Origin of the sequence: Actinoplanes sp. HUAS TT8 (assembly GCF_051380535.1) — a bacterium.
Taxonomy (GTDB): Bacteria; Actinomycetota; Actinomycetes; order Mycobacteriales; family Micromonosporaceae; genus Actinoplanes.
The window spans coordinates 10,835,599-10,854,149 of sequence record NZ_CP195646.1; the positions used below are offsets into that span (position 1 = coordinate 10,835,599).

Sequence of the window (18,551 nt, forward strand, 5' to 3'; positions counted from 1 at the left end):
CCGTGAGCACCAGCCGACTAGCGCGGGTCGCGGCTGGGGCTTGGGTGGGCCGGAGCCTTGCGGGGTTCTTTTGAGCGCAACCACCCGACCACGTCGCCCTTGCGGGCCTCGCGTTCTGGGCGCGCCAGCGCCCTGCGAGGACCGGAAGGGTCCCCGCGGGAGCGACGGTCTGTACCCCGGCGGACCGAGGCAATGAAGAATGTGAAGTTGATCTCAGGAAGTGGGGCGGTAGGCGATCTCGGGGTCCAGCAGCGGGGTCCAGGTCGGGCGCCACCTGGGGTGGCGGGCCTCGACCTCCTCCTGCAGGTTGGTGCGCCAGGGGCCGGAGACGCTGTCGTCGTGCCACCAGGCGGGCCAGGAGTCGTAGCAGCGGTCGATCTCGTAGCCGGTCGCCGTCGTCTCGACGCGCAGGAACAGCCAGCGGCCGTAGCGGGGGTCGGACTCGGCGCGGCGCAGGGCGCGGACCAGCTCGGTCTGGCGGCGGAAGGCGAAGTAGCGCTCCTCGCCGGGGCGGTCGCCCGGGGGGTGCTCGCCCGGCTGGGAGCTGAAACTGGTGGCGTCGGCGTAGATCAGCAGGGAGCAGCGGCCGTCGCCCGCCGGGGCCCGTTCCCGCAGCCAGCGGACCAGTTCGGCGAGCTCGTCGGTGTCCGGCGGGGACGGGCGGCGCAGCTCGGTGGCCTCGTGCATGGCCGACCAGACCAGGCGGTCGTGCTCGCCCTGACTGATCCGGCGGACGCGGCGCATCGGCGGGCGGGTGCCCGGCGGGATTCGCGGTGGACGGGTGCCCGGGGTGATGCCGCCCCGGTTGGCCGCGGCCAGCGCCGCGTCCAGGTCGGCGGCGTCGCCGAGCAGCGCGCCCAGACTGCCGGCGTCGACCTCGCCGCGGACGGCGGCGTGCAGCAGGTCGGCGGCGATCTCCCGGGCCGTCGGCCGGTCGGCCGTGGTGTTCAGGCCGCGCAGCACGGCGGCGGTCTGCTCCTCGGAGAGCAGCGGCGCGATCACCTCGGTCAGGCCGTCCTCGGTACGGTGCTGGTAGCGCACCCGGGACCAGCGGCCGCTCTCGTGCCAGATCACGAAACCCAGCTGATCGGTCTCGGCCAGCGGGGTCAGATCGGCCCAGGGCAGCCAGTCCGGCGCGCCGGTGAGCGGATCCACCGCCGGGTCGGAGGAGACGGCCGCGTGATGGTCGCGGTGGGCGCCGTACAGGACCGCGCGGCGTCCGTCGAGCAGGGCGAAGCGGGCCCAGCCGGTCGCCGGGTCGTCGTGCCGGGCGCCGCGCTCGTCGACGGACCACGGTTCACCACGGTCGATACCGGTCATCGCGGCGCTCAACGCCGCCCAGCGGGTCCAGAGCAGTCCGGGCGCGGGGAGGTCCACGTCGGTCAGCATGTGTCCACTGTGCCAAATGCGGCGGGCCGGGTGTCACTCGCGGGGGTGCCGCTCGTGACGATCTTGAGGGGATTCGGGGGATACGTGCATCGGAGTCCTACGATGCGAGCTTCGTGAGAAAGGGGCTCTGCATGCACCTCTCCAGATCACGCTTCATGGCCGCCGGAATCGCCGGTATCGCTCTGGCCGCAAGCGTGTCCGTCCCGGCTTCGGCCGCTGCGAAAACCGGCGTCGACGCGGTGCCGACGCCAAAACTCGGCTGGTACAAGTGCTACGAGATCGCCGAGTGCGCCACCGTCCGGCTGCCGCTCGACTACGACCAGCCCAAGGGGGCGACCACCGAGATCGCGGTCCTGCGGGTCAAGGCCAAGGACCAGAAACACAAGATCGGCAGCCTGTTCGTCAACCCGGGCGGGCCGGGCGGCTCGGCCACCGACTTCGCGCTGAACGCGCCGTACTTCCTCAGCGACGCCGTCCTGCAGAAGTTCGACGTCGTCGGTGTGGACCCGCGCGGCATCGGCGCCAGTGCCAACATCAAATGCTTCAAGTCGGTGAAGGCGCAGACCGCGGTCATCGACAAGCTCAACGTCGCTTTCCCGGTCGGGAAGAAGGAAGAGGCGACGTACGCGACCGGGTCGCGCGAGCTCGGAAAGGCGTGCTCGTCCACCGGCAAGCCGCTCTCCGGCTCGATGTCCACGACCGAGGTCGCCCGGGACATGGACGTCATCCGCCGCGCGGTCGGCGACAAGAAGCTCACCTACCTGGGCTTCAGCTACGGCACCGCCCTCGGGGAGTATTACGCGAACCTGTTCCCGGACCGGATTCGCGCCCTCGCCATCGACGGCAACCTCGACCCGCGCTCGTGGGTCGGCGCCGGAAAGGCCGGCGACCAGATCCTGGACGCGCGGCTGCACTCGGCCGACGGGGCCTACCGTGCGCTGAAGGAGATCTTCAAGCGCTGCGACCAGGCCGGGGAAGAGTACTGCGCGTTCGCCGCGGGCAACCCGGAGGCGAACTTCGCGGCGATCGCCAAGAGCCTCAAGGCCAAGCCGCTGGTGGTCACCGACGAGAGCGGGACGTACGAGATCACGTACGCCGCGTTCGTGGGCGGGGTGCTCAGCCTGCTCTACTCGCCCTACGCCGGTGAGGGCACGATGCAACTGGCGGCCGACGTCGCCGCGCTGATCAAGGGCGGGGCGCCGGCCACCGACGCCCGGGCCTCGGTGCTGCAACGAATCCGGGCGGCCAAGGTCGGGTACGACTTCCCGTACGACAACGGCTACGAATCCACGATGGGCGTGGTCTGCACCGACGGCACCCACCCGCGCAACGCCGCGAGCTGGGCCGCCGCCACCGACGTGCGGGACCGGCAGGCGCCGTACTTCGGGAAGGTGTGGGGTTACCTCGACGCGCCGTGCGCCCGCGACACGTGGACCGTGCGGGACGAGGACGCGTACCGGGGGCCGTTCAACAAGCGGACCTCCGCGCCCGTGCTGATCGTCGGCAACTACTGGGACCCGGCGACCAACTACGACTCGTCCGTGGCGATGAGCCGGGTGCTGCCGAACTCGCGGCTGCTGAGCAGCGACAACTGGGGGCACACGGCGTACGGGACCGGGGTCTGCGCGACCGACGCGATCGACAACTACCTGCTGAGCGTGACGGTGCCGGCCAAGGGGACGGTGTGCGCGGCCGAACACCAGCCGTTCACCGAGCCGATCGACGGCGGGGACGCGCCGGCCGTGGCCACGACGATGGCCGCCACGGCGGGCAAGCGGCTGCCGCCGGTGGTGGCGCCGCTTCCGGCTTCGATCCTGGTGGCTGGTCGCTGACGTCTTAACAGGTGGGGGCCCACGGCACACGCTGTGGGCCCCCACCCTCGTCTCCGAGGTCGGCCCGGAGCACTCGCGGCGGCGGGAGACGGCTGGCGATAATGGCCGGATGACGGGACTGACGGCCGAGATCATCGTTGACGGCCGGGGTCCGCGGACTCCGGTGATCTCCCCGGACGGGCGGCTGGTCGCGTACGTCGTCGGCGACCAGATCCGGCCGGCCGGCGGGGACGGGTCATGGGCGGTCGACGGTTCGGAGCCGCGCTGGTCGGCCGACTCGTCCGCACTGTTCTTCCTGTCCGGGCAGGTGCACCGGCTCGACCTGGCCGACCACGCGGTGACGGTCCTGTCCGACTGGCCGGGTGAGATCGTCGACCACCGGCCGCTCGCGGGTTCCGATCTCATCGCGTTGATCGCCGAGGACGAGCCGGTCGTGCGGGACCCGATCGTCGCCGGTGTCGACGAGCCGTTCGCCCGGCTGCGCCTGCTCGACCCGGGCACCGGCGTGATCACCACGCCGGAGGTGTTCGCCGGGCGGCACGTCGTGGAGCTGCGGCAACGGCCGGACGGCGGCCCGCTGGCGGTGCTGACCCGGGCCAGTGCGGACAGCGACCTCGGCCCCCGTACCTGCGCATTGCACGTCTTCGATCCGGTCACCGGGGCGGCCGAGGATCTGGGCCCGATCGAACCCGACGCCGATTCGCTGGCCTGGTGGCCGGAGGAGGACGGCTGGCACCTCGGCTGGATCGCGCTCACCCCGCCCGTCCTGCACGCCGGCACCGCCGTGTTCGACCTGGCCTTGACCAGCGGGTTCCGCCGTAACCGGACCGCCGGCACCGAGATGTGTCCGGCCGAGCTCTGTCAGACCGGCGCCGCCCCGCTCGTCGTGTTCGCCGACGGCCTGGATTCGACGCTGGCTCGGCTCGATCCGGCCGGGTTGACCACGCTGTCCCGGCATCCGGGGAATCTCGACGGGCTGACCTCCACGCCGGGTGGCGGGGAGATCGCGGTGCTGGCCGGCAGTCGTTATCGGCCGGCCGATGTCCACATCGGATCACCGGGCGGCCCGCTGCGCCGGGTCACCGACCTGCACCCGGAGCTGGGCGGTGTCACGCTCGGCCGGCAGGAGCCGTTCACCTACCGCGCCGCCGACGGCCTCGACCTGGACGGACTGCTGGTTCTCCCGCCCGGGTCCGGCGAAGGGCCGTTTCCGCTGGTCACGATCGTGCACGGCGGCCCGTACCACCGCTATGCGGACGACTTCCAGCCGAACCCGCAGTGGCTGGCGACCGCCGGGTACGCGGTGTTCCTGCCCAATCCGCGGGGCGGTCAGGGGCACGGCCACGCGTTCGCGGCGCGGGTCGCGGGCCGGGTCGGGCGGGAGGAGTGGACCGACATCCTGACCGGAATCGATCTGCTCGTCGATCGGGGGGTCGCCGACCCCGGGCGGCTGGGCATCTCCGGGTGGAGTCACGGCGGGTTCATGGCCGCCTGGGCGGTCGGGCAGTCCGATCGGTTCCGGGCGGCGCTGGTCGGGGCCGGGGTCACCGACTGGGGCATGCTGGCCGCGACCGGGGAGAACGGCCGGTTCGAGGCCGCGCTGGGCGGCAGCGACGGCTGGTCCGGGATCGGTCCGCATCCGCATGACGAGGTCAGCCCGATCTCGTACGCGGGCAGCATCCGCACGCCGGTGCTGCTCGTGCACGGCGCCGAGGACACCAACGTCCCCATCGGACAGGCGGTGTACCTGCACCGCGCGTTGCGGCACTTCGGTGTCGAGCACGAGTTCGTGATCTATCCGCGCGAGGGTCACCGGATCGGGGAGCGCGAGCACCGGCTGGACCTGCTGCACCGGACCCGCGCGTGGTTCGACCGGTGGCTCTAGATGCGGGGGAGTTCCTCCTGCGCGGCCGAGAGCCAGTCCAGGGCGTACTCCAGATCGGCGGCCGAGGCCCGGCGCCGGTAGGAGCGGTCGGCGCGGGCCGAGGCGGCACAGGCCTCGATCGTGCGGCGGGCCCGGGCGTACAGGAACGGATCGTCGATCGGCGCTGAGCGGTCCGGCGCACCCCGGGCCCGGCGGATCCGCAGCCGGCGCAGCCCGGCGCGGATCAGGTAGGCGGCCCAGACGCCCGCGACGGCGATCCCGGTCAGCACCGGCGGGCGGGCCGGGTCCGGCACCAGGAGCAGCGGGGGAAGCCCGACCAGAAGAGCGGCGAGCAGTACGGCCAGGACCGTCGTGTGGCCGGTCCCGGTCGGGGCGGCCCGGTAGCGGGCGGCGGCGTTCCCGAGGTCGTGGCGGACCTGGCCGAGCCGGGCGAAACCGACCCGGTCCGGGCGGTCGGCCGTCCAGTCCCGGCTCTGCGCGTCGACGATCGCGGCGGCGAGTTCCCGGTCGAGCCCGCGCAGCCGAGGCGCGACACCTCCGGCAAACGGATCGTCCCTGGTCACGAGGTCCCCCGAAGAACGGTCACGGCCAGCCCTTCGAGAGGTCGTCCAGGTATCGCTCCAGGCAGTCGATCGCCTGGCAGAGCAGTAGATCGGCCCGAGCCACCCGCCCCAGCACCGGATCCCCGCTCAACGCCCGCCGCAACGCGGGCGCCCGCCAGTTGGCCCGCCCGGCTCGCCGCAGGCCGGCTGAGACGAGCCGGACCCGGGCCCGCTCCAGCGCGAACGGCACCTCGACCAGCCCGGGTCCGGGCCGGTCGGGTGGTACCGGCAGCGCCGGGGCGGTACCGCGGCGGCGCAGCACTCCGGCAAGGTGCAGCGCCATGATCAGCAGGAGACCGGCGAACGCAAGAGCGGCGGGCAGGCCGCCGCCGGTGACCCGGGCCAGGGCGGCCGACCCGGCCACCACTCCGGCCGTGACGACCGTCGTGGTCAGTACCGACACCAGCGGTGATCGGCGGCCGAGCAGCCCGGCCAGTTCGGCGTCGGCCGCGGCCAGCCGGGCGCAGGCCGAGCGGATCCAGAACTGGTCGAGGTCGTCGGCTTCCCGGACGACCTCGGCGAATCCGTCGGCGATGAGCGCGCGCACGGCGTCCAGTTCGGCGGGCAGCGCACGGACCGGCGGCATACCTGCAGCGTCGCACCGAACCGGCGGTTGCGGACTGTCGGGTTTCCGCAATGCTCAGGTCCCCGGGCGCCCGACCGATCGTTCCGCCGTGTTCAGAGAATTGCCGGTCCGGACGGTCGACCGTACGCGGCTCGCCGCCGCCGGTATCGGCAGCCTCGCCATGCTTCTGCAGCTGGGGCAGGTCGGCAACGCTTTGCGCTCGCCCGGGTTCATCCGGCTGTCGACGATCTCGGTGCTCCTGCTCGTCGTCCTGATGATGGACATGCTCCGCCGCAAGAGTTCCTCGTGGTGGACCGTTCCGGTCGTCCCGGCCCTGGTCGCGGTCGGCGCGGCCGGCCTGAAGGATCCGCTCGGCGGGACCTCGCTGGCCCTGTCCACGTTGATCGTCTGCTCGCTGTACGACACCAACCGGCGCTGGTTCGCCCGGATGGCCGGCGCGCTGGTGGCGATGCCGGTCGCGGTCGCGATCTCCCCGGACGTGGTCGCCCAGGCGACGTCCTGGCACACCCCGTCGGTGCTCGGTCTGCTCCCGCAGATCCTGCTGATGGGTGTGCTGACCCGGGCGTTCTACCTGGGTCTGCTGCGCCAGGAGCGGGCCGCGGCCCGGGACGCCACGCTGACCCAGGCCGGCCACGAGCTGCTCGCGGTGACCGAGAACGCCGAGATCCGCCGGATCGGCGAGCGGACCGCCGAGGAACTGGTCCGGACGCATCCCGGGGTGGCTCTGCTCATCGTCTCCCGGGACCGGCCGGGGCTGACGATCTCGTTCGGGGCGGGCACTCCGGAGGGCGTGTCCGGCCGGCTGCTGACCGGTTCGACACCCGATCCGGCCGAGTTGTCGGCGCTGATCCCGGGCTTCGGGAACTGGCAGGTCGACCCGCTCGGCGGGGAGCCGGCGACGGCACCGCTGCTGATGGTGGTCGGTGGCCGCAGAGCCGTGCCGGACGAGGTCCGGGACGCCTTCCGCAGCCTGTCCTACCAGGTCATTCTGGCCGAGGAGGCGCAGCTGGCCCGGGCCGAGCTGGAGTACCGCGCGCACCACGATCATCTGACCGGCCTGCCGACCCGGGCCAAGTTCCTGCGGGCGGCGGCGTCCGCGATCGACGGCGGTGGGCCGGTCACGCTGCTCAACATCGACCTGGACGGTTTCAAGCGGGTCAACGACCAGCACGGGCACGCGGCCGGTGACGAACTGCTGGTCGCGGTGGCCGAGCGGATCAGCGCGGCGGCCGGCCGGGACGGGATCGCGGCGCGTTTCGGCGGCGACGAGTTCGCTCTGCTGCTGACCGGTCCGACCGGGATCGATCAGGCAGAGCGGCTCTGTGCCGAGCTCTGCGAGCCGGTGCGGCTGAGCGCGGCCACGGTCCGGGTCGGCGCGAGCGTCGGTGTCGCGCCGGCCGAGCCCGGTGTCACCGTGGCCGACCTGCTCCGCCGGGCCGACCAGGCGATGTACAGCGCCAAGGCGGGCGGCAAGAACCGCGTGGTCCGCTACGGCGTCACCGAGACGGTAGCCGTCTGAGCCACGCCGCCGCGGCCTCCGCGCTGGTCACGCCGGGTGCCGCGGGCAGCGGCGGCCGATCGATCATCAGCACGCGTACGCCCAGGGCCCGCGCCGCCACGAGCTTCGCGTCGGCCCCGCCGCTGTCCTTGGTGACCAGCACGTCGATCCGATGCTCGGCGAGCAGCCGCGTCTCGCCCTCGACGGTGAACGGCCCCCGGTCCAGCAGCACTTCCAGGCGTCGCGGCATCGGCGGCTCGGGCGGTTCGACCGAGCGGGCCAGGAACCAGCCGGTGTCCAGGTGCGCGAACGCCCCGATGGTCTGCCGCCCGGTGGTCAGGAACACGCGCTCATCGGTCAGCCGGGCCGCCGCCTCCTCGACCGACGCGACGCGGTGCCAATCATCGCCCGGCGACGCGACCCACCCCGGCCTTCGCAGAAACAGCGTGGGTACGGACATGGCCGCCGCGTTCGCACTGATCCGCGCCGCGAACGGGTGGGTCGCATCGACGAGCACGTCGATCCGCCGCTCGGCGAGGTAGCGGGCCAGGCCGTCCACGCCGCCGAATCCGCCCACCCGGACCTCGCCCGCGGGGAGCCGGGGCGCACTGGTCCGCCCGGCCAGCGAGGTGATCACCTCGTGCTCGCCCGCGATCAGCCCGGCCAGCTCACGGGCCTCGGTCGTGCCGCCCAGGATCAGGACTCTCACGGACGGCAGCGGTCCGCGGAGTAGAGGTGGCTGTCCGGGAACTGGCCGGCGGTCAGCGCGGCCCCGACCACGATCACCGCGGTCCGCCGGATCCCGGCCGCCTTGACCCGGTCCGCGATGTCGGCCAGGGTGCCCCGCACGACCAGTTCGTCCGGACGGCTGGCCCGCGCGACCACGGCGACCGGGCAGTCCGCGCCGTAGTTGCCGACGAGTTCGGCGACGACCGCGTCGATCCGCTGCACGGCCAGGTGCAGCACCATCGTGGCCCGGCTGCGGCCGAGCGTGGCCAGGTCCTCGCCGGGCGGCATGGCGGTGGCCCGCTCGGCCGTCCGGGTCAGGATCACCGTCTGCGCGACCTCGGGCACGGTGAACTCGCGGTTCAGGGCGGCGGCGGCCGCGGCGAACGCGGGCACGCCGGGGGTGACGTCGTAGGGCACGCCGGCCGCGTCGAGCCGGCGCATCTGCTCGGCGACCGCGCTGAACACCGACGGGTCGCCCGAGTGCAGGCGGGCCACGTCCTGACCGTTCGCGTGCGCGGCCACCATCTCGGCCACGATCTCGTCGAGCGTGAGGTTCGCGGTGTCGACCAGCCTGGCCCCGGGCGGGCACGCGTCGAGCAGCTCGGGCGGGACCAGGCTGCCCGCGTACAGGCAGATCGGTGTTTTGCTGATCAAGCGGTGCCCGCGCAGCGTGATCAGGTCGGCGGCGCCGGGCCCGGCGCCGATGAAATGTACGGTCATCGGGTCATCGTCCAGATCGTCACCGGCATGAAGGATCGCCAGCCGGTGAAACCACCCACCGGCGACCCGCGCTGCACCGTCAGGCGGGTCAGCTCGCCGCCCAGTCTCGCGTATGCCCCGGCCAGCACGGCCTCCGACTCCACGGTCACCGCGTTCGCGACCAGCCGCCCGGCCGGCTTCAACCTTTCAAGACAATTTTCCAGTACGCCGTGACGGGTCACGCCACCACCGATGAAGATCGTGTCGGGGGCCGGGAGATCGTCCAGCGCCTCCGGGGCGCGCCCGTGCACGACCCGCAGGTGGGGCACGCCGAGCGCGGCGGCGTTGGCGGTGATCGTGGCGACCCGGGCGGCGTCCGGCTCGACGGCCACCGCGCGGCAGGCCGGGTGGGCGCGCAGCCACTCGATGCCGATGCTGCCCGAGCCGGCACCGACGTCCCAGAGCAGCTCACCGGGGGCGGGCGCGAGCGCGGCCAGGGTCACGGCGCGGACCTCGCGCTTGGTGAGCTGGCCGTCCGTCGCGAAGGCGTCGTCGGGCAGGCCGGGCACGACCGGGAGCCGGGGGCCGTCGCCGCACTCGACCGCGATCACGTTCAGCGGGTCGCCGGCCGGCATCGTCCAGTCGCCGGCCGCACCGGTGACCAGACGCTCGTCCGGCCCGCCGAGCTGCTCCAGCACGGTGATCAAGGCATCCGGGAAGCCCCGTCCGGTCAGGTATCCGGCGACCGCCGCCGGGGTGTCCGCGCCCGAGGACAGAACCAGGATCCGGCGACCCGGGTTGAGGGCGCGACCCAGAGCCGCGACCGGGGCCGTGACCAGACTCACCACATCCGTGCGGGCCAGGTCCCAGCCCAGCCGGGCGGCGGCCAGCGAGACCGACGACGGGTGGGGCAGGACCCGCAGGCGCTCCGGCCCGAGGACGCGGGCGAGGGTCGCGCCGATGCCGTGGAACATCGGGTCGCCGCTGGCCAGGACGCAGATCCGGCGGTCGCGGGCATCCTCGAACAGGCCGGGGAGCGCGGGGAGCATCGGGCTCGGCCAGGCGCGTCTTTCCGCGGTGACCGAACCCGGGAGCAGGGCCAGCTGCCGGGCGCTCCCGAAGATCAGATCGGCGTCGTGGAGCGCTGCTGTGGCCGTACGGGAAAGGTCTTGAAACCACCCGGCGCCGATGCCGACAACCGTGACCGACGGAGGGGTTTCTGATCGCACCGGGTGAACCTATCCCGTCCCGGGATCCGGAATTTCTCGGTGGGAGGTTGAGCCATCCGGCGACGGCGTGCGTACGCATTCCTGACGGCCTTGAACCGAGACCTGGTCGTCACGTCGGCCGCAGGGGTGGCGGGCGCCGATAGACGACTGGTGAGCAGGTGAGGATGATGGCCATACCGGCCTTCCAGGACCAGCGTGAGCTACCGGACGACGACGACGGATACTTCGCCGGCCTGCGCGCGGAACCGCGTGACACCGACGATTCGTGGTCGCGCAGCTCGACGCGGGCGGCCTCCCGGTACGAGGACTCCCGGTACGAGGACGACCGTCCGTCCTGGGACTCGCCGTCGCGGTCCTCCGCCCGCACCGACACCGCCCCGCGCCCGTCCTGGGACTCCCCGTCCCAGTCCTCGCGGCCGTCCTGGGACGGGCCGTCGCACGCGGCGCCCACCTGGGACTCGATGCCGGAACCGGAGCCCGCGCCCCAGGGCCGCCCGGCCGATCCGTACCGTCGCGGCGACATCGTCGTCGAGTCGAACACCTCGCCGACCGGCTGGAAGGTCGGCACCGGCGTCCCGGTGCCGGAGGACGACCGCCCGCCGGCCGAGGCCACCTCGGGCAACCGGCTCTTCACGGTCATGCTGTTCTTCTCCGGGCTGGCCACCAGCATCTCGCTCTGGCTGTTCGACACCCAGGCCGGCGCGGTCAACGACACCGCGACGATGATGCTGGCCGTCGGCCGGGTCTCCGGCCTGATCGCCGGCTACCTGCTCTTCATCCAGCTGCTGATGATGAGCCGGGTCTCCTGGCTGGAGGAGTGGGTCGGCTCGCGCGACCTGCTCCGCTGGCACCGCTGGCTCGGCACGTCGCTGCTGGTCATGGTGCTCGCGCACATCGTCACCATCGTCTACGGGTACGCGCTGCTGGCCCAGACCGGCGTCGTCGACCAGGCCTGGAGCGTGATCACCACGTTCCCGGAGATGATCAGCGCCACGGTCGCGACCGGCCTGCTCGTGCTGCTGTCGTTCACCTCGATCCGGTGGCTGCGCACCCACCTGCCGTACGAGCTCTGGCACCTGATCCACCTCACCGGCTACGTGGTCCTGCTGCTCGGATACGGCCACCAGCTCGCCACCGGCGCCGACCTGAGCGGCCGGTTCGCCTCCTACTTCTGGCCCGGCCTGGGCGCGCTGGTCATCGCCGCCCTGGTCTGGGGCCGGATCGTCGAGCCGCTCTGGCTCAACGCGCGGCACCGGTTCAGCGTCGCCGAGGTGGTCGCCGAGGGTGCCAACACGTTCTCGATCTACATCGCCGCCAAGAACCTCGACAAGCTGCCCGCGCAGGCCGGCCAGTTCATGCGCTGGCGGTTCCTGAACGGCAACGGCTGGTGGCAGTCACACCCGTTCTCGCTCTCGGCCGCCCCCAACCGCGAATGGCTGCGCCTGACCGTCACGGTCGCCGGCGGGCACACCTCCAAACTGGGTGAGCTGCGACCGGGCACACCGGTCTGGGCCGAAGGACCGTTCGGCACGTTCACCGCGCAACGGCGTACCCGCCGAAGGGCTCTTCTGATCGCCGGCGGCAGCGGCATCGCGCCGATCCGGGCGCTGCTCGAAGACATGCCGTCCGACACCATCGTGATCTACCGCGCCAGCCGCCCGGACGAACTCGTCTTCCGGGCCGAGCTGGAAGAACTGGCCGAGGAACGCGACGCCTGGGTGCGGTACATCGTCGGCTCCCGCAGCGACCCCGGCCCGCGCCGCCTCTTCACCCCGAACGGCCTGCGCGGCCTGGTGCCGGACGTCAACCGGCGCGACGTCTACCTGTGCGGCCCGCCCGGACTGGTCGAAGCCGCCGTCGGCACCCTCAAGCAGCTTGAGGTGCCGGACAGCCAGCTTCACCTCGACCCCTTCGAGTTCTGACCCCCACGTTCCCCCTACGACCTGGAGTTTTGCCATGCGCCGTAGTACCGCAGCAGCAGTCGGCACCCTCACCGGTGCGGCCCTGATCCTCGGGGTCCGCCTGAGCGTGCAGCCGCCGGCGGCACCGGCGGAAGCCGCGCCGGCCGCTCAGGAACTGACCGAGGAGCCGGCCCCGGCCGAGACCTCCGCGGGCGCGAAGAAGCCGGCCACGGGCGCCACCTCACCCTCCTCGAAGAAGAAGGAGAGCGCCAAGCCGACCGAGGAGGCCGGCGGGCTCAAAGCCGGCACCTACAAGGGCAAGGCCGTGCAGAACCCGTACGGCACGGTCCAGGTCACCATCAAGGTCAGCGGCGGCAAGATCTCCAGCGCCGACGCCACGTACCCGAAGACCGGCTTCAGCGCGACGATCAACCCGGACGCGGTGACCAAACTCAACAAGGAGACCCTGACCGCGCAGAGCGCCAAGGTCGACACGGTCTCCGGGGCCACGTTCACCAGCCAGTCGTATGTGACCTCCCTCCAGGCCGCCCTGGACGCCGCCGGCGCGTAGGGTCGGGCCGTGCGCCACGTCGAGCAGGTGATGGGAACGGTCGTCAGCATCGAACTGGCCGACGACCTCCCCGAGGAACGGCTGCGGGAACTGATCGCGTCGACGTGCTCGTGGCTGCACGAGGTGGACGCACGGTTCAGCACGTACAAGGAGGACAGCGAGGTCTCCCGGCTGCGGCGCGGCGAGATCCGGGCCGAGAACTGCTCGGACGACCTGCGCCTGGTCCTGGACCGCTGCGCCGACCTGTGGCGGGAGACCGACGGCTACTTCGACGTGTACGCGACCGGGCCGCTCGACCCGTCCGGATACGTCAAAGGCTGGTCCGTCGAAGAGGCCTCGGCCCGCCTGGCCGCCGCCGGCTCCACCCGGCACCACATCAACGCCGGCGGCGACATCCGGATGCGCGGCACCGCACCGGGCGGCGGGCGCTGGCGGGTCGGCATCCGGCACCCCTGGCAGGCCGACAAACTGGCCTGGGTCCTCGCCGTCGGCGAAGGCGCGGTGGCCACCTCGGGCACGTACGAGCGGGGCGCCCACGTCTGGAACCCGCGCACCGGCACGGCCGCGACCGGGCTGCGCTCGGTCACCGTCGCCGGGCCCGACCTGGCCGTGGCCGACGCCTACGCCACCGCGGCCCTGGCCATGGGCGAGCCGGGGCTGGCCTGGCTGGCCAAGCGGGTCGCCGACGGCTACGAATCCGCCGCCGTGACCGAGGACGGCCGCGCCTTCACCTCACCCGGCCTCCCCGTCACCCGCGACGAATAGCCATCCCGCGCGCTTGCCTGCCCGCGCGCCTGCTTGCCCGCGCGCCTGCTTGCCCGCGCGCTTGCGTGCCCGCGCGCCTGCCCGGCTGCGGGCTGCTCGGTGCGCTGGTCAGAAGTCGGCGAACATGTAGGGCATGCGGGTCGGGAACAGCACCCCCAATCGCTCCATCGCCTCCGCGTCCAGATCGCCCAGGCCGCGCGTGAACACCTCGACCGGATCCAGCGCCCCGTAGACCAGCGCGCTGAACCCGCCCACCGTCAACGTCGCCTCCGGAACGCCGCCGGGCTTCACCGTGAGCTGCCCGTCGTCGGCGCCGAACTGCCAGACCCCGCCGATCAGGTCGTCGCCGACGATCTCCACGGTGATCCCACCCCGGCCCACGCGACTGCCGGCCAGCGCGGGCACGTCCAGCACCCGGACCATCGGCGCGTTGTGCGTCGGACTGTCCACCGCCGCACTGGTCGTGACCGTCATGTCGGTGCCCCACAGCTCGGCGAGCTCATCCGCCCCGAGGTACACCTCGATCGCGGAGACCTGGTCGACGTGCCGGGCCAGGAACTGCAACAACAGCGCGCGCCCGAGCGGACCGGTGCTGAACAGGCTCGACCCGAGCAGATCGCCACCGTGGCCGTCGATCCGATACCGCAGCGCGCCGACCACCTCGCCGTCGACCCGGGCCAGCGCGACCCAGGCCTTCTCCTCCCGGAACTCGGCCGACCGGGTCTCGTCGAACACGGCGAACCCGTGGCGGTGGGCGAGGAGACGGTGCTCCAACGCCTCGTACGCCGCGAAGCCCTCCTTGATGGGCAGCCGCTGGACCGAACCGGGAAGGTCTCGCCGCAGGAGCTCGGAAAGGCCTTCCGGGGCGAAACGGGCCTTGCGCGTCTTCGGGATGCCGACATAGCCGAACCGGGCGTAGAAGCTCGGGCGGAACGGGTAGAGCGCGCTCACCGCGCAACCCTGCTCGCGCGTGTGCCGCAGCAACCGGGTCATCAGCTCACGCACCAGGCCCCGGCGCCGCGCCGACGGGTGCGAGGCCACCGCGGCCACGCCGGCCATGTCGTGGACCAGGCCGCGCACGTTCTGCCGCATGGGCAGGGAGGCGGCCCCGGCCAGGGTCTCGCCCGCCTCCTCGGCGACGAAACTGGTCGCCGTGGTGAAGAATCGCTGCCGTCGCTGATATCGCTCGGCCTCGTCGTCGGGCCCGGGGGACGGGCTGAACGCATAGGCTTGCAGCGGGAACGTGGTCGTCACGCGCTCGTCCGTGGTCACCTGCCGGATCTCCATGCCTCACATCCAACCCAAACCCCGGCCCGTCCGGCGAGCCAAATTCCGGGCCTGTGGATAACTCGGCGTCTGCCCAGGTCACGACACGCCGGGGGACCCCGGTTTGGAGAAGTCCCAGGTGACCGGCTATGGTTTTGTCCGTCGCCAGGGAGACCGAGCGGCAACGCGGAAGTGGCGCAGTGGTAGCGCATCACCTTGCCAAGGTGAGGGTCGCGGGTTCGAATCCCGTCTTCCGCTCGGAGAGGGCCTTCACAGGTACACGTGCGGGGCTGGCTCGGTGGAGTGGCCGAGAGGCGAGGCAACGGCCTGCAAAGCCGTGTACACGGGTTCAAATCCCGTCTCCACCTCGCAATGCTTCTTTTTGAAGCCAAGCCAGGGCGATTGGCGCAGCGGGAGCGCGCTTCCTTGACACGGAAGAGGTCACTGGTTCGATCCCAGTATCGCCCACGATCTAACGGCGCCTCCTGTCCGCGAAAAGCGCGGACCGGGGGCGCTTGTCATTTTGGCCGCCGGGGCCGAGCCCCCGCGGACCCCACGGTGCGACGGTTGCGGTGATTTGGCCCGCTGGCCGGTTCGTGGTGACGTAACAAACGGCCGGCTGCGAACGGCTGTGGCTCGGCTGGGTTGTCGCGGTTGATTGACGGCTGCCGGGGCGCTGAATCCGTACGGCTGCTTGGGTGGGTTTGGGCAGTGATGACTGGTGATGGCTGGACCGCCGATCGGTGATGGCTCGGCCAGGATTGTGCGAATGACGCTAATCAGTACGCCATGACAGGCCGTTACCTCGCGCGCACTGAACGGAGCGCACTCCCGGTGCGACATGATCCACTATGGAGTGGCGTACGTTCCCATTTCAGGGGCCGTCTGTGAGGTATCGCCGATAGCCAGTCCGTCAATCGGGCAGGTACGGTACAAATCTCCTAGTCGGTGATCTTCTACTAGCGAAGGCGAATGGGGGAGCAATCGATGCCCGAGGCAGGCCGCTGGATGAGCTGGTTGCGCGGGCGGCGGCACGAGCAGGGCGAATCCGAGGCCGTACGGGAGAGCGAGCCCGCCCCACCACCGGAGAAACCGGACCCGTGGCGACCCGTGGCCGGCGAGTTCGCGCTGCGGCTGCTCACCCTCACGTGGGAGGCCGTTCACCACATCGGGGAGGCCGAGTTCCGCGAGCAGGACTCCGAGCGTCGCAAGATCCTGTTCCGGATCGACCATTCGGTGACCCGGGTGCGGCGCCTGGCCGAGAACCTGCGCGTGCTGACCGGTGAGCCGCTCGACGACCCGGATCAGCAGATCACCTCGCTGCACGATGTCACGCACGCGGCCGGCGCGGCCGTGGAGCACTACGAGCGGCTGCACTTCGGGCCGATCGCCGATCTGGCGGTGGCCGCGAGCGCCGCCGACGACGTGATCCGGATCCTGACCGAGCTGATCGACAACGCGGATCGCTATTCGCCGCCGACCGAGCCGGTGGCGGTCGCCGCGCACCTGACCGGTGACGGTGACGTGGTGATCCGGGTGGAGGACAACGGGATCGGCCTGAATCCGGCGCACGTGCCGTGGATCGAGGCGATGCTGGAGAACGGGCCGGCCGAGGGCGAGTTGCAGCCGGCGCATCTGGGTCTGACGGTGGCTTCGGTGCTGACCCGCCGGCACAGCTCGTTGCGGGTGCGGGTGGTGCCGCGCCGGCCGCAGGGCACGGTCGCCATGTTGCTGATCGGCGCCGATCTGTTGTGCGAGGCGCCGCGGGTCGATCCGGAGTCGTCGGCGCCGTCGATGCCCGAGCCGCCGCCCCCGCAGAATCATCGCAACGACGTGACCATGGTGCTTCCGGCCGTGCAGAAGCCGATGCCGCGCCGGGTTCCGGCCAGTGTGCGGACGAGTGTGCCGCCGCCCCCGGTCGCCACCGAGGTCCACCACACCGCCTGGCACGACGACGCGGCCGATTTCAACGCGGGCGTGGACGCGGCCCGGGCCAAGGCGCCCCCAGCGCCTCCGCAAACGAACCCAGTACCCCAGCAAGCGGGCGCAGCCCCCCAGCAAAGAACGAGCACCGCCCCCCGGCAAGAATCGAAGGACCCCCATGACTGACAAACCGGATGTCTCCTGGCTGATCGGGCAACTCGTCCGCGAGGTGCCGACGATCACCGCGGTCGTCCTGGTCTCGGCCGACGGCCTGCAGCTCGCCTCTTCCGGCCACTTGAGCCGGGAGCACGCGGAGAGCGTCGCCGCGCTCGCCGCCGGCTTCCTCGGCATCACCGGCCAGCTCGGCGGCCTGCTGCAGCTCGGCGCCCCGGAGAACCTGAGCATCCGCTACCCGCACGGTCACCTGGCGTTCCTGCGGATCGACGATCCGGCCGGCGAGTTCGTCGCCGCGCTGCTCGTGTCGGCGCAGCCGCAGACCCAGATCGGCCAGCTGGGGTACGCGATGACCACGTTCAGCCAGGCCGTCGGGCACGCGCTCACCCCGGCGACGCGTTACGCCCTGCACCAGGGCACCCTGCCCGTGCCGGCCCGCTGATCCGGAGGCCACCGATGGCTAGAAGGCCGGGACTGCACTGGAAGGTGCGCCCGTACATGACCGCGCGGGGGCGGACCAGCGGGCGTAGCCCGTTGCTGATCCACACCCTGGTCTCCACCGGCAACCGGTACGACCCGGTCCTCGCCGCCAGCATGACCCCGGCGTCCCGGTCGCTCTACGAGCAGGCCCGCCGGATGTGTTCGGTGGCGGAGCTGTCGGCGGCCTGCAATCTGCCGCTCGGCCTCACCCGCCTGCTGATCAACGACCTGCTCAAAATCGGTCAGCTGGTCGTGCATGACGCTCGCCCCTCGCAAGATCTAGCCCTCCTGGAGAGACTTCGTGCAGGCCTCCTCCGGCTCACCTAGAACCGAAGGCTCACATAGAGCCGATGACGGCTCACGCAGAGCCGATGACGGCTCACACAGAGCCAGCGCTGTCGAAGGCTCGTACCGAGCCGAAAGCTCGCACCGAACCGAGATGACCTCGGCGAAGATCGTGATCGCCGGGGGTTTCGGCGTGGGCAAGACGACCGCGGTCGAGGCCATTTCGGAAATTCCGGCAATTCGCACGGAGTCCTGGATGACCGCGGCGGCGGCCCAGATCGACCGCCTCGATCCGGGCATCGACAAGGTCACCACCACCGTGGCGATGGACTTCGGCCGGGTGACCATCGACGATTCTCTTGTGCTCTATCTGTTCGGCACGCCGGGTCAGCCCCGGTTCTGGCCGATGTGGGACGACCTGGTCCGAGGCGCGGTCGGCGCCCTGGTCCTGGTCGACACCAACCATCTGGAGAACTCGTTCGCCGCGGTCAACTACTTCGAGAACGACGCGGACGTGCCGTGGATCGTCTGCGTCAATCTTTTCCACGGCGTTCAGACCCACGAGCTTTCCGAGGTACGGGAGGCACTCACGCTGCCACCGCACGTCCCGTTGATCGCCGCGGACATCCGCGAGCCGCGCAACGTCGCGCACGCATTGCTGGCCGTGGTGAACCACGCGACGGAGCGCGCCACCGCCCTCGCCCCCACCGGCGTCGGCTAGTTGCACAGGAGGCACC

General features: G+C 71.7%; 17 protein-coding genes and 3 tRNA genes. 13 read left to right on the forward strand and 7 right to left on the reverse strand.

Annotation, left to right across the window (positions count from 1 at the left end; all coding sequences use genetic code 11):
* Nucleotides 1-213: 213 nt before the first annotated feature.
* Nucleotides 214-1,389, reverse strand: a complete 1,176-nt coding sequence (locus tag ACSHV8_RS48440; RefSeq protein ID WP_436527240.1) for a hypothetical protein — start codon at nt 1,387-1,389, stop codon at nt 214-216.
* A 131-nt stretch (nt 1,390-1,520) separates the two neighbouring features.
* Here ACSHV8_RS48440 and ACSHV8_RS48445 point away from each other — a divergent pair, with 131 nt between their 5' ends.
* Nucleotides 1,521-3,221: an alpha/beta hydrolase gene (locus ACSHV8_RS48445; protein ID WP_436527241.1), complete on the forward strand. Its 1,701-nt coding sequence runs from the start codon at nt 1,521-1,523 to the stop codon at nt 3,219-3,221.
* Between the two features lie 109 nt (nt 3,222-3,330).
* The gene (locus ACSHV8_RS48450; RefSeq protein ID WP_436527242.1) at nt 3,331-5,106 is read left to right on the forward strand and encodes a prolyl oligopeptidase family serine peptidase; all 1,776 of its coding nucleotides are present in this window, start codon (nt 3,331-3,333) and stop codon (nt 5,104-5,106) included.
* Here ACSHV8_RS48450 and ACSHV8_RS48455 read toward each other — a convergent pair.
* A complete protein-coding gene (locus ACSHV8_RS48455) occupies nt 5,103-5,669 on the reverse strand; it encodes a hypothetical protein (protein ID WP_436527243.1) in 567 nt (188 codons plus the stop codon). The two genes, ACSHV8_RS48450 and ACSHV8_RS48455, sit on opposite strands and share 4 nt — an antisense overlap.
* A gap of 19 nt (nt 5,670-5,688) precedes the next feature.
* Nucleotides 5,689-6,294 carry a hypothetical protein gene (locus ACSHV8_RS48460; RefSeq protein ID WP_436527244.1) on the reverse strand — a complete coding sequence of 202 codons (606 nt, stop codon included), beginning with the start codon at nt 6,292-6,294 and terminating at the stop codon, nt 5,689-5,691.
* An 88-nt stretch (nt 6,295-6,382) separates the two neighbouring features.
* Here ACSHV8_RS48460 and ACSHV8_RS48465 point away from each other — a divergent pair, with 88 nt between their 5' ends.
* On the forward strand, nt 6,383-7,813 hold the full coding sequence (locus tag ACSHV8_RS48465; RefSeq protein ID WP_436527245.1) for a diguanylate cyclase domain-containing protein: 1,431 nt from the start codon (nt 6,383-6,385) through the stop codon (nt 7,811-7,813).
* On the opposite strand, the gene ACSHV8_RS48470 is transcribed toward ACSHV8_RS48465, so the two are convergent.
* The 3 genes from ACSHV8_RS48470 to cbiE are packed head-to-tail and all read right to left on the reverse strand — an operon-like array spanning nt 7,791 to nt 10,449.
* The gene (locus ACSHV8_RS48470; protein WP_436527246.1) at nt 7,791-8,501 is read right to left on the reverse strand and encodes a cobalt-precorrin-6A reductase; all 711 of its coding nucleotides are present in this window, start codon (nt 8,499-8,501) and stop codon (nt 7,791-7,793) included. The genes ACSHV8_RS48465 and ACSHV8_RS48470 overlap by 23 nt on opposite strands.
* Nucleotides 8,498-9,241, reverse strand: coding sequence for a precorrin-4 C(11)-methyltransferase (gene cobM / locus ACSHV8_RS48475; protein WP_436527247.1), 744 nt, complete (start codon nt 9,239-9,241; stop codon nt 8,498-8,500). The genes ACSHV8_RS48470 and cobM overlap by 4 nt, the downstream gene beginning before the upstream one ends.
* Nucleotides 9,238-10,449: a precorrin-6y C5,15-methyltransferase (decarboxylating) subunit CbiE gene (gene cbiE, locus ACSHV8_RS48480; RefSeq protein ID WP_436527248.1), complete on the reverse strand. Its 1,212-nt coding sequence runs from the start codon at nt 10,447-10,449 to the stop codon at nt 9,238-9,240. Before cbiE ends, cobM begins: the two co-directional genes overlap by 4 nt.
* A gap of 167 nt (nt 10,450-10,616) precedes the next feature.
* On the opposite strand from cbiE, the gene ACSHV8_RS48485 reads away from it, so the two are divergent.
* The 3 genes from ACSHV8_RS48485 to ACSHV8_RS48495 are packed head-to-tail and all read left to right on the forward strand — an operon-like array spanning nt 10,617 to nt 13,686.
* The gene (locus ACSHV8_RS48485; protein WP_436537320.1) at nt 10,617-12,371 is read left to right on the forward strand and encodes a ferric reductase-like transmembrane domain-containing protein; all 1,755 of its coding nucleotides are present in this window, start codon (nt 10,617-10,619) and stop codon (nt 12,369-12,371) included.
* Between the two features lie 34 nt (nt 12,372-12,405).
* The gene (locus ACSHV8_RS48490) at nt 12,406-12,921 is read left to right on the forward strand and encodes an FMN-binding protein (protein WP_436527249.1); all 516 of its coding nucleotides are present in this window, start codon (nt 12,406-12,408) and stop codon (nt 12,919-12,921) included.
* Nucleotides 12,922-12,951: 30 nt separating this feature from the next.
* Nucleotides 12,952-13,686, forward strand: coding sequence for an FAD:protein FMN transferase (locus ACSHV8_RS48495; RefSeq protein ID WP_436537322.1), 735 nt, complete (start codon nt 12,952-12,954; stop codon nt 13,684-13,686).
* Nucleotides 13,687-13,794: 108 nt separating this feature from the next.
* Here ACSHV8_RS48495 and ACSHV8_RS48500 read toward each other — a convergent pair whose 3' ends face one another.
* Nucleotides 13,795-14,973, reverse strand: coding sequence for a GNAT family N-acetyltransferase (locus tag ACSHV8_RS48500; RefSeq protein WP_436527250.1), 1,179 nt, complete (start codon nt 14,971-14,973; stop codon nt 13,795-13,797).
* Between the two features lie 165 nt (nt 14,974-15,138).
* Between ACSHV8_RS48500 and ACSHV8_RS48505 the strand changes: the two genes are divergently transcribed.
* From ACSHV8_RS48505 to ACSHV8_RS48535, 7 genes are all read left to right on the forward strand, one after another.
* Nucleotides 15,139-15,210: transfer RNA gene (locus tag ACSHV8_RS48505), tRNA-Gly, on the forward strand.
* A 39-nt stretch (nt 15,211-15,249) separates the two neighbouring features.
* Nucleotides 15,250-15,320: transfer RNA gene (locus ACSHV8_RS48510), tRNA-Cys, on the forward strand.
* Between the two features lie 28 nt (nt 15,321-15,348).
* Nucleotides 15,349-15,420: transfer RNA gene (locus ACSHV8_RS48515), tRNA-Val, on the forward strand.
* Nucleotides 15,421-15,939: 519 nt separating this feature from the next.
* Nucleotides 15,940-17,061, forward strand: a complete 1,122-nt coding sequence (locus ACSHV8_RS48520) for a sensor histidine kinase (protein ID WP_436527251.1) — start codon at nt 15,940-15,942, stop codon at nt 17,059-17,061.
* Nucleotides 17,054-17,491: a roadblock/LC7 domain-containing protein gene (locus ACSHV8_RS48525; RefSeq protein ID WP_436527252.1), complete on the forward strand. Its 438-nt coding sequence runs from the start codon at nt 17,054-17,056 to the stop codon at nt 17,489-17,491. The genes ACSHV8_RS48520 and ACSHV8_RS48525 overlap by 8 nt, the downstream gene beginning before the upstream one ends.
* Nucleotides 17,492-17,505: 14 nt before the next feature.
* Nucleotides 17,506-17,856 (forward strand): DUF742 domain-containing protein, encoded by a 351-nt coding sequence (locus ACSHV8_RS48530; protein WP_436527253.1) that lies wholly within the window; start codon nt 17,506-17,508, stop codon nt 17,854-17,856.
* Nucleotides 17,857-17,968: 112 nt separating this feature from the next.
* Nucleotides 17,969-18,535 (forward strand): GTP-binding protein, encoded by a 567-nt coding sequence (locus tag ACSHV8_RS48535; RefSeq protein ID WP_436527254.1) that lies wholly within the window; start codon nt 17,969-17,971, stop codon nt 18,533-18,535.
* Nucleotides 18,536-18,551: the final 16 nt, after the last annotated feature.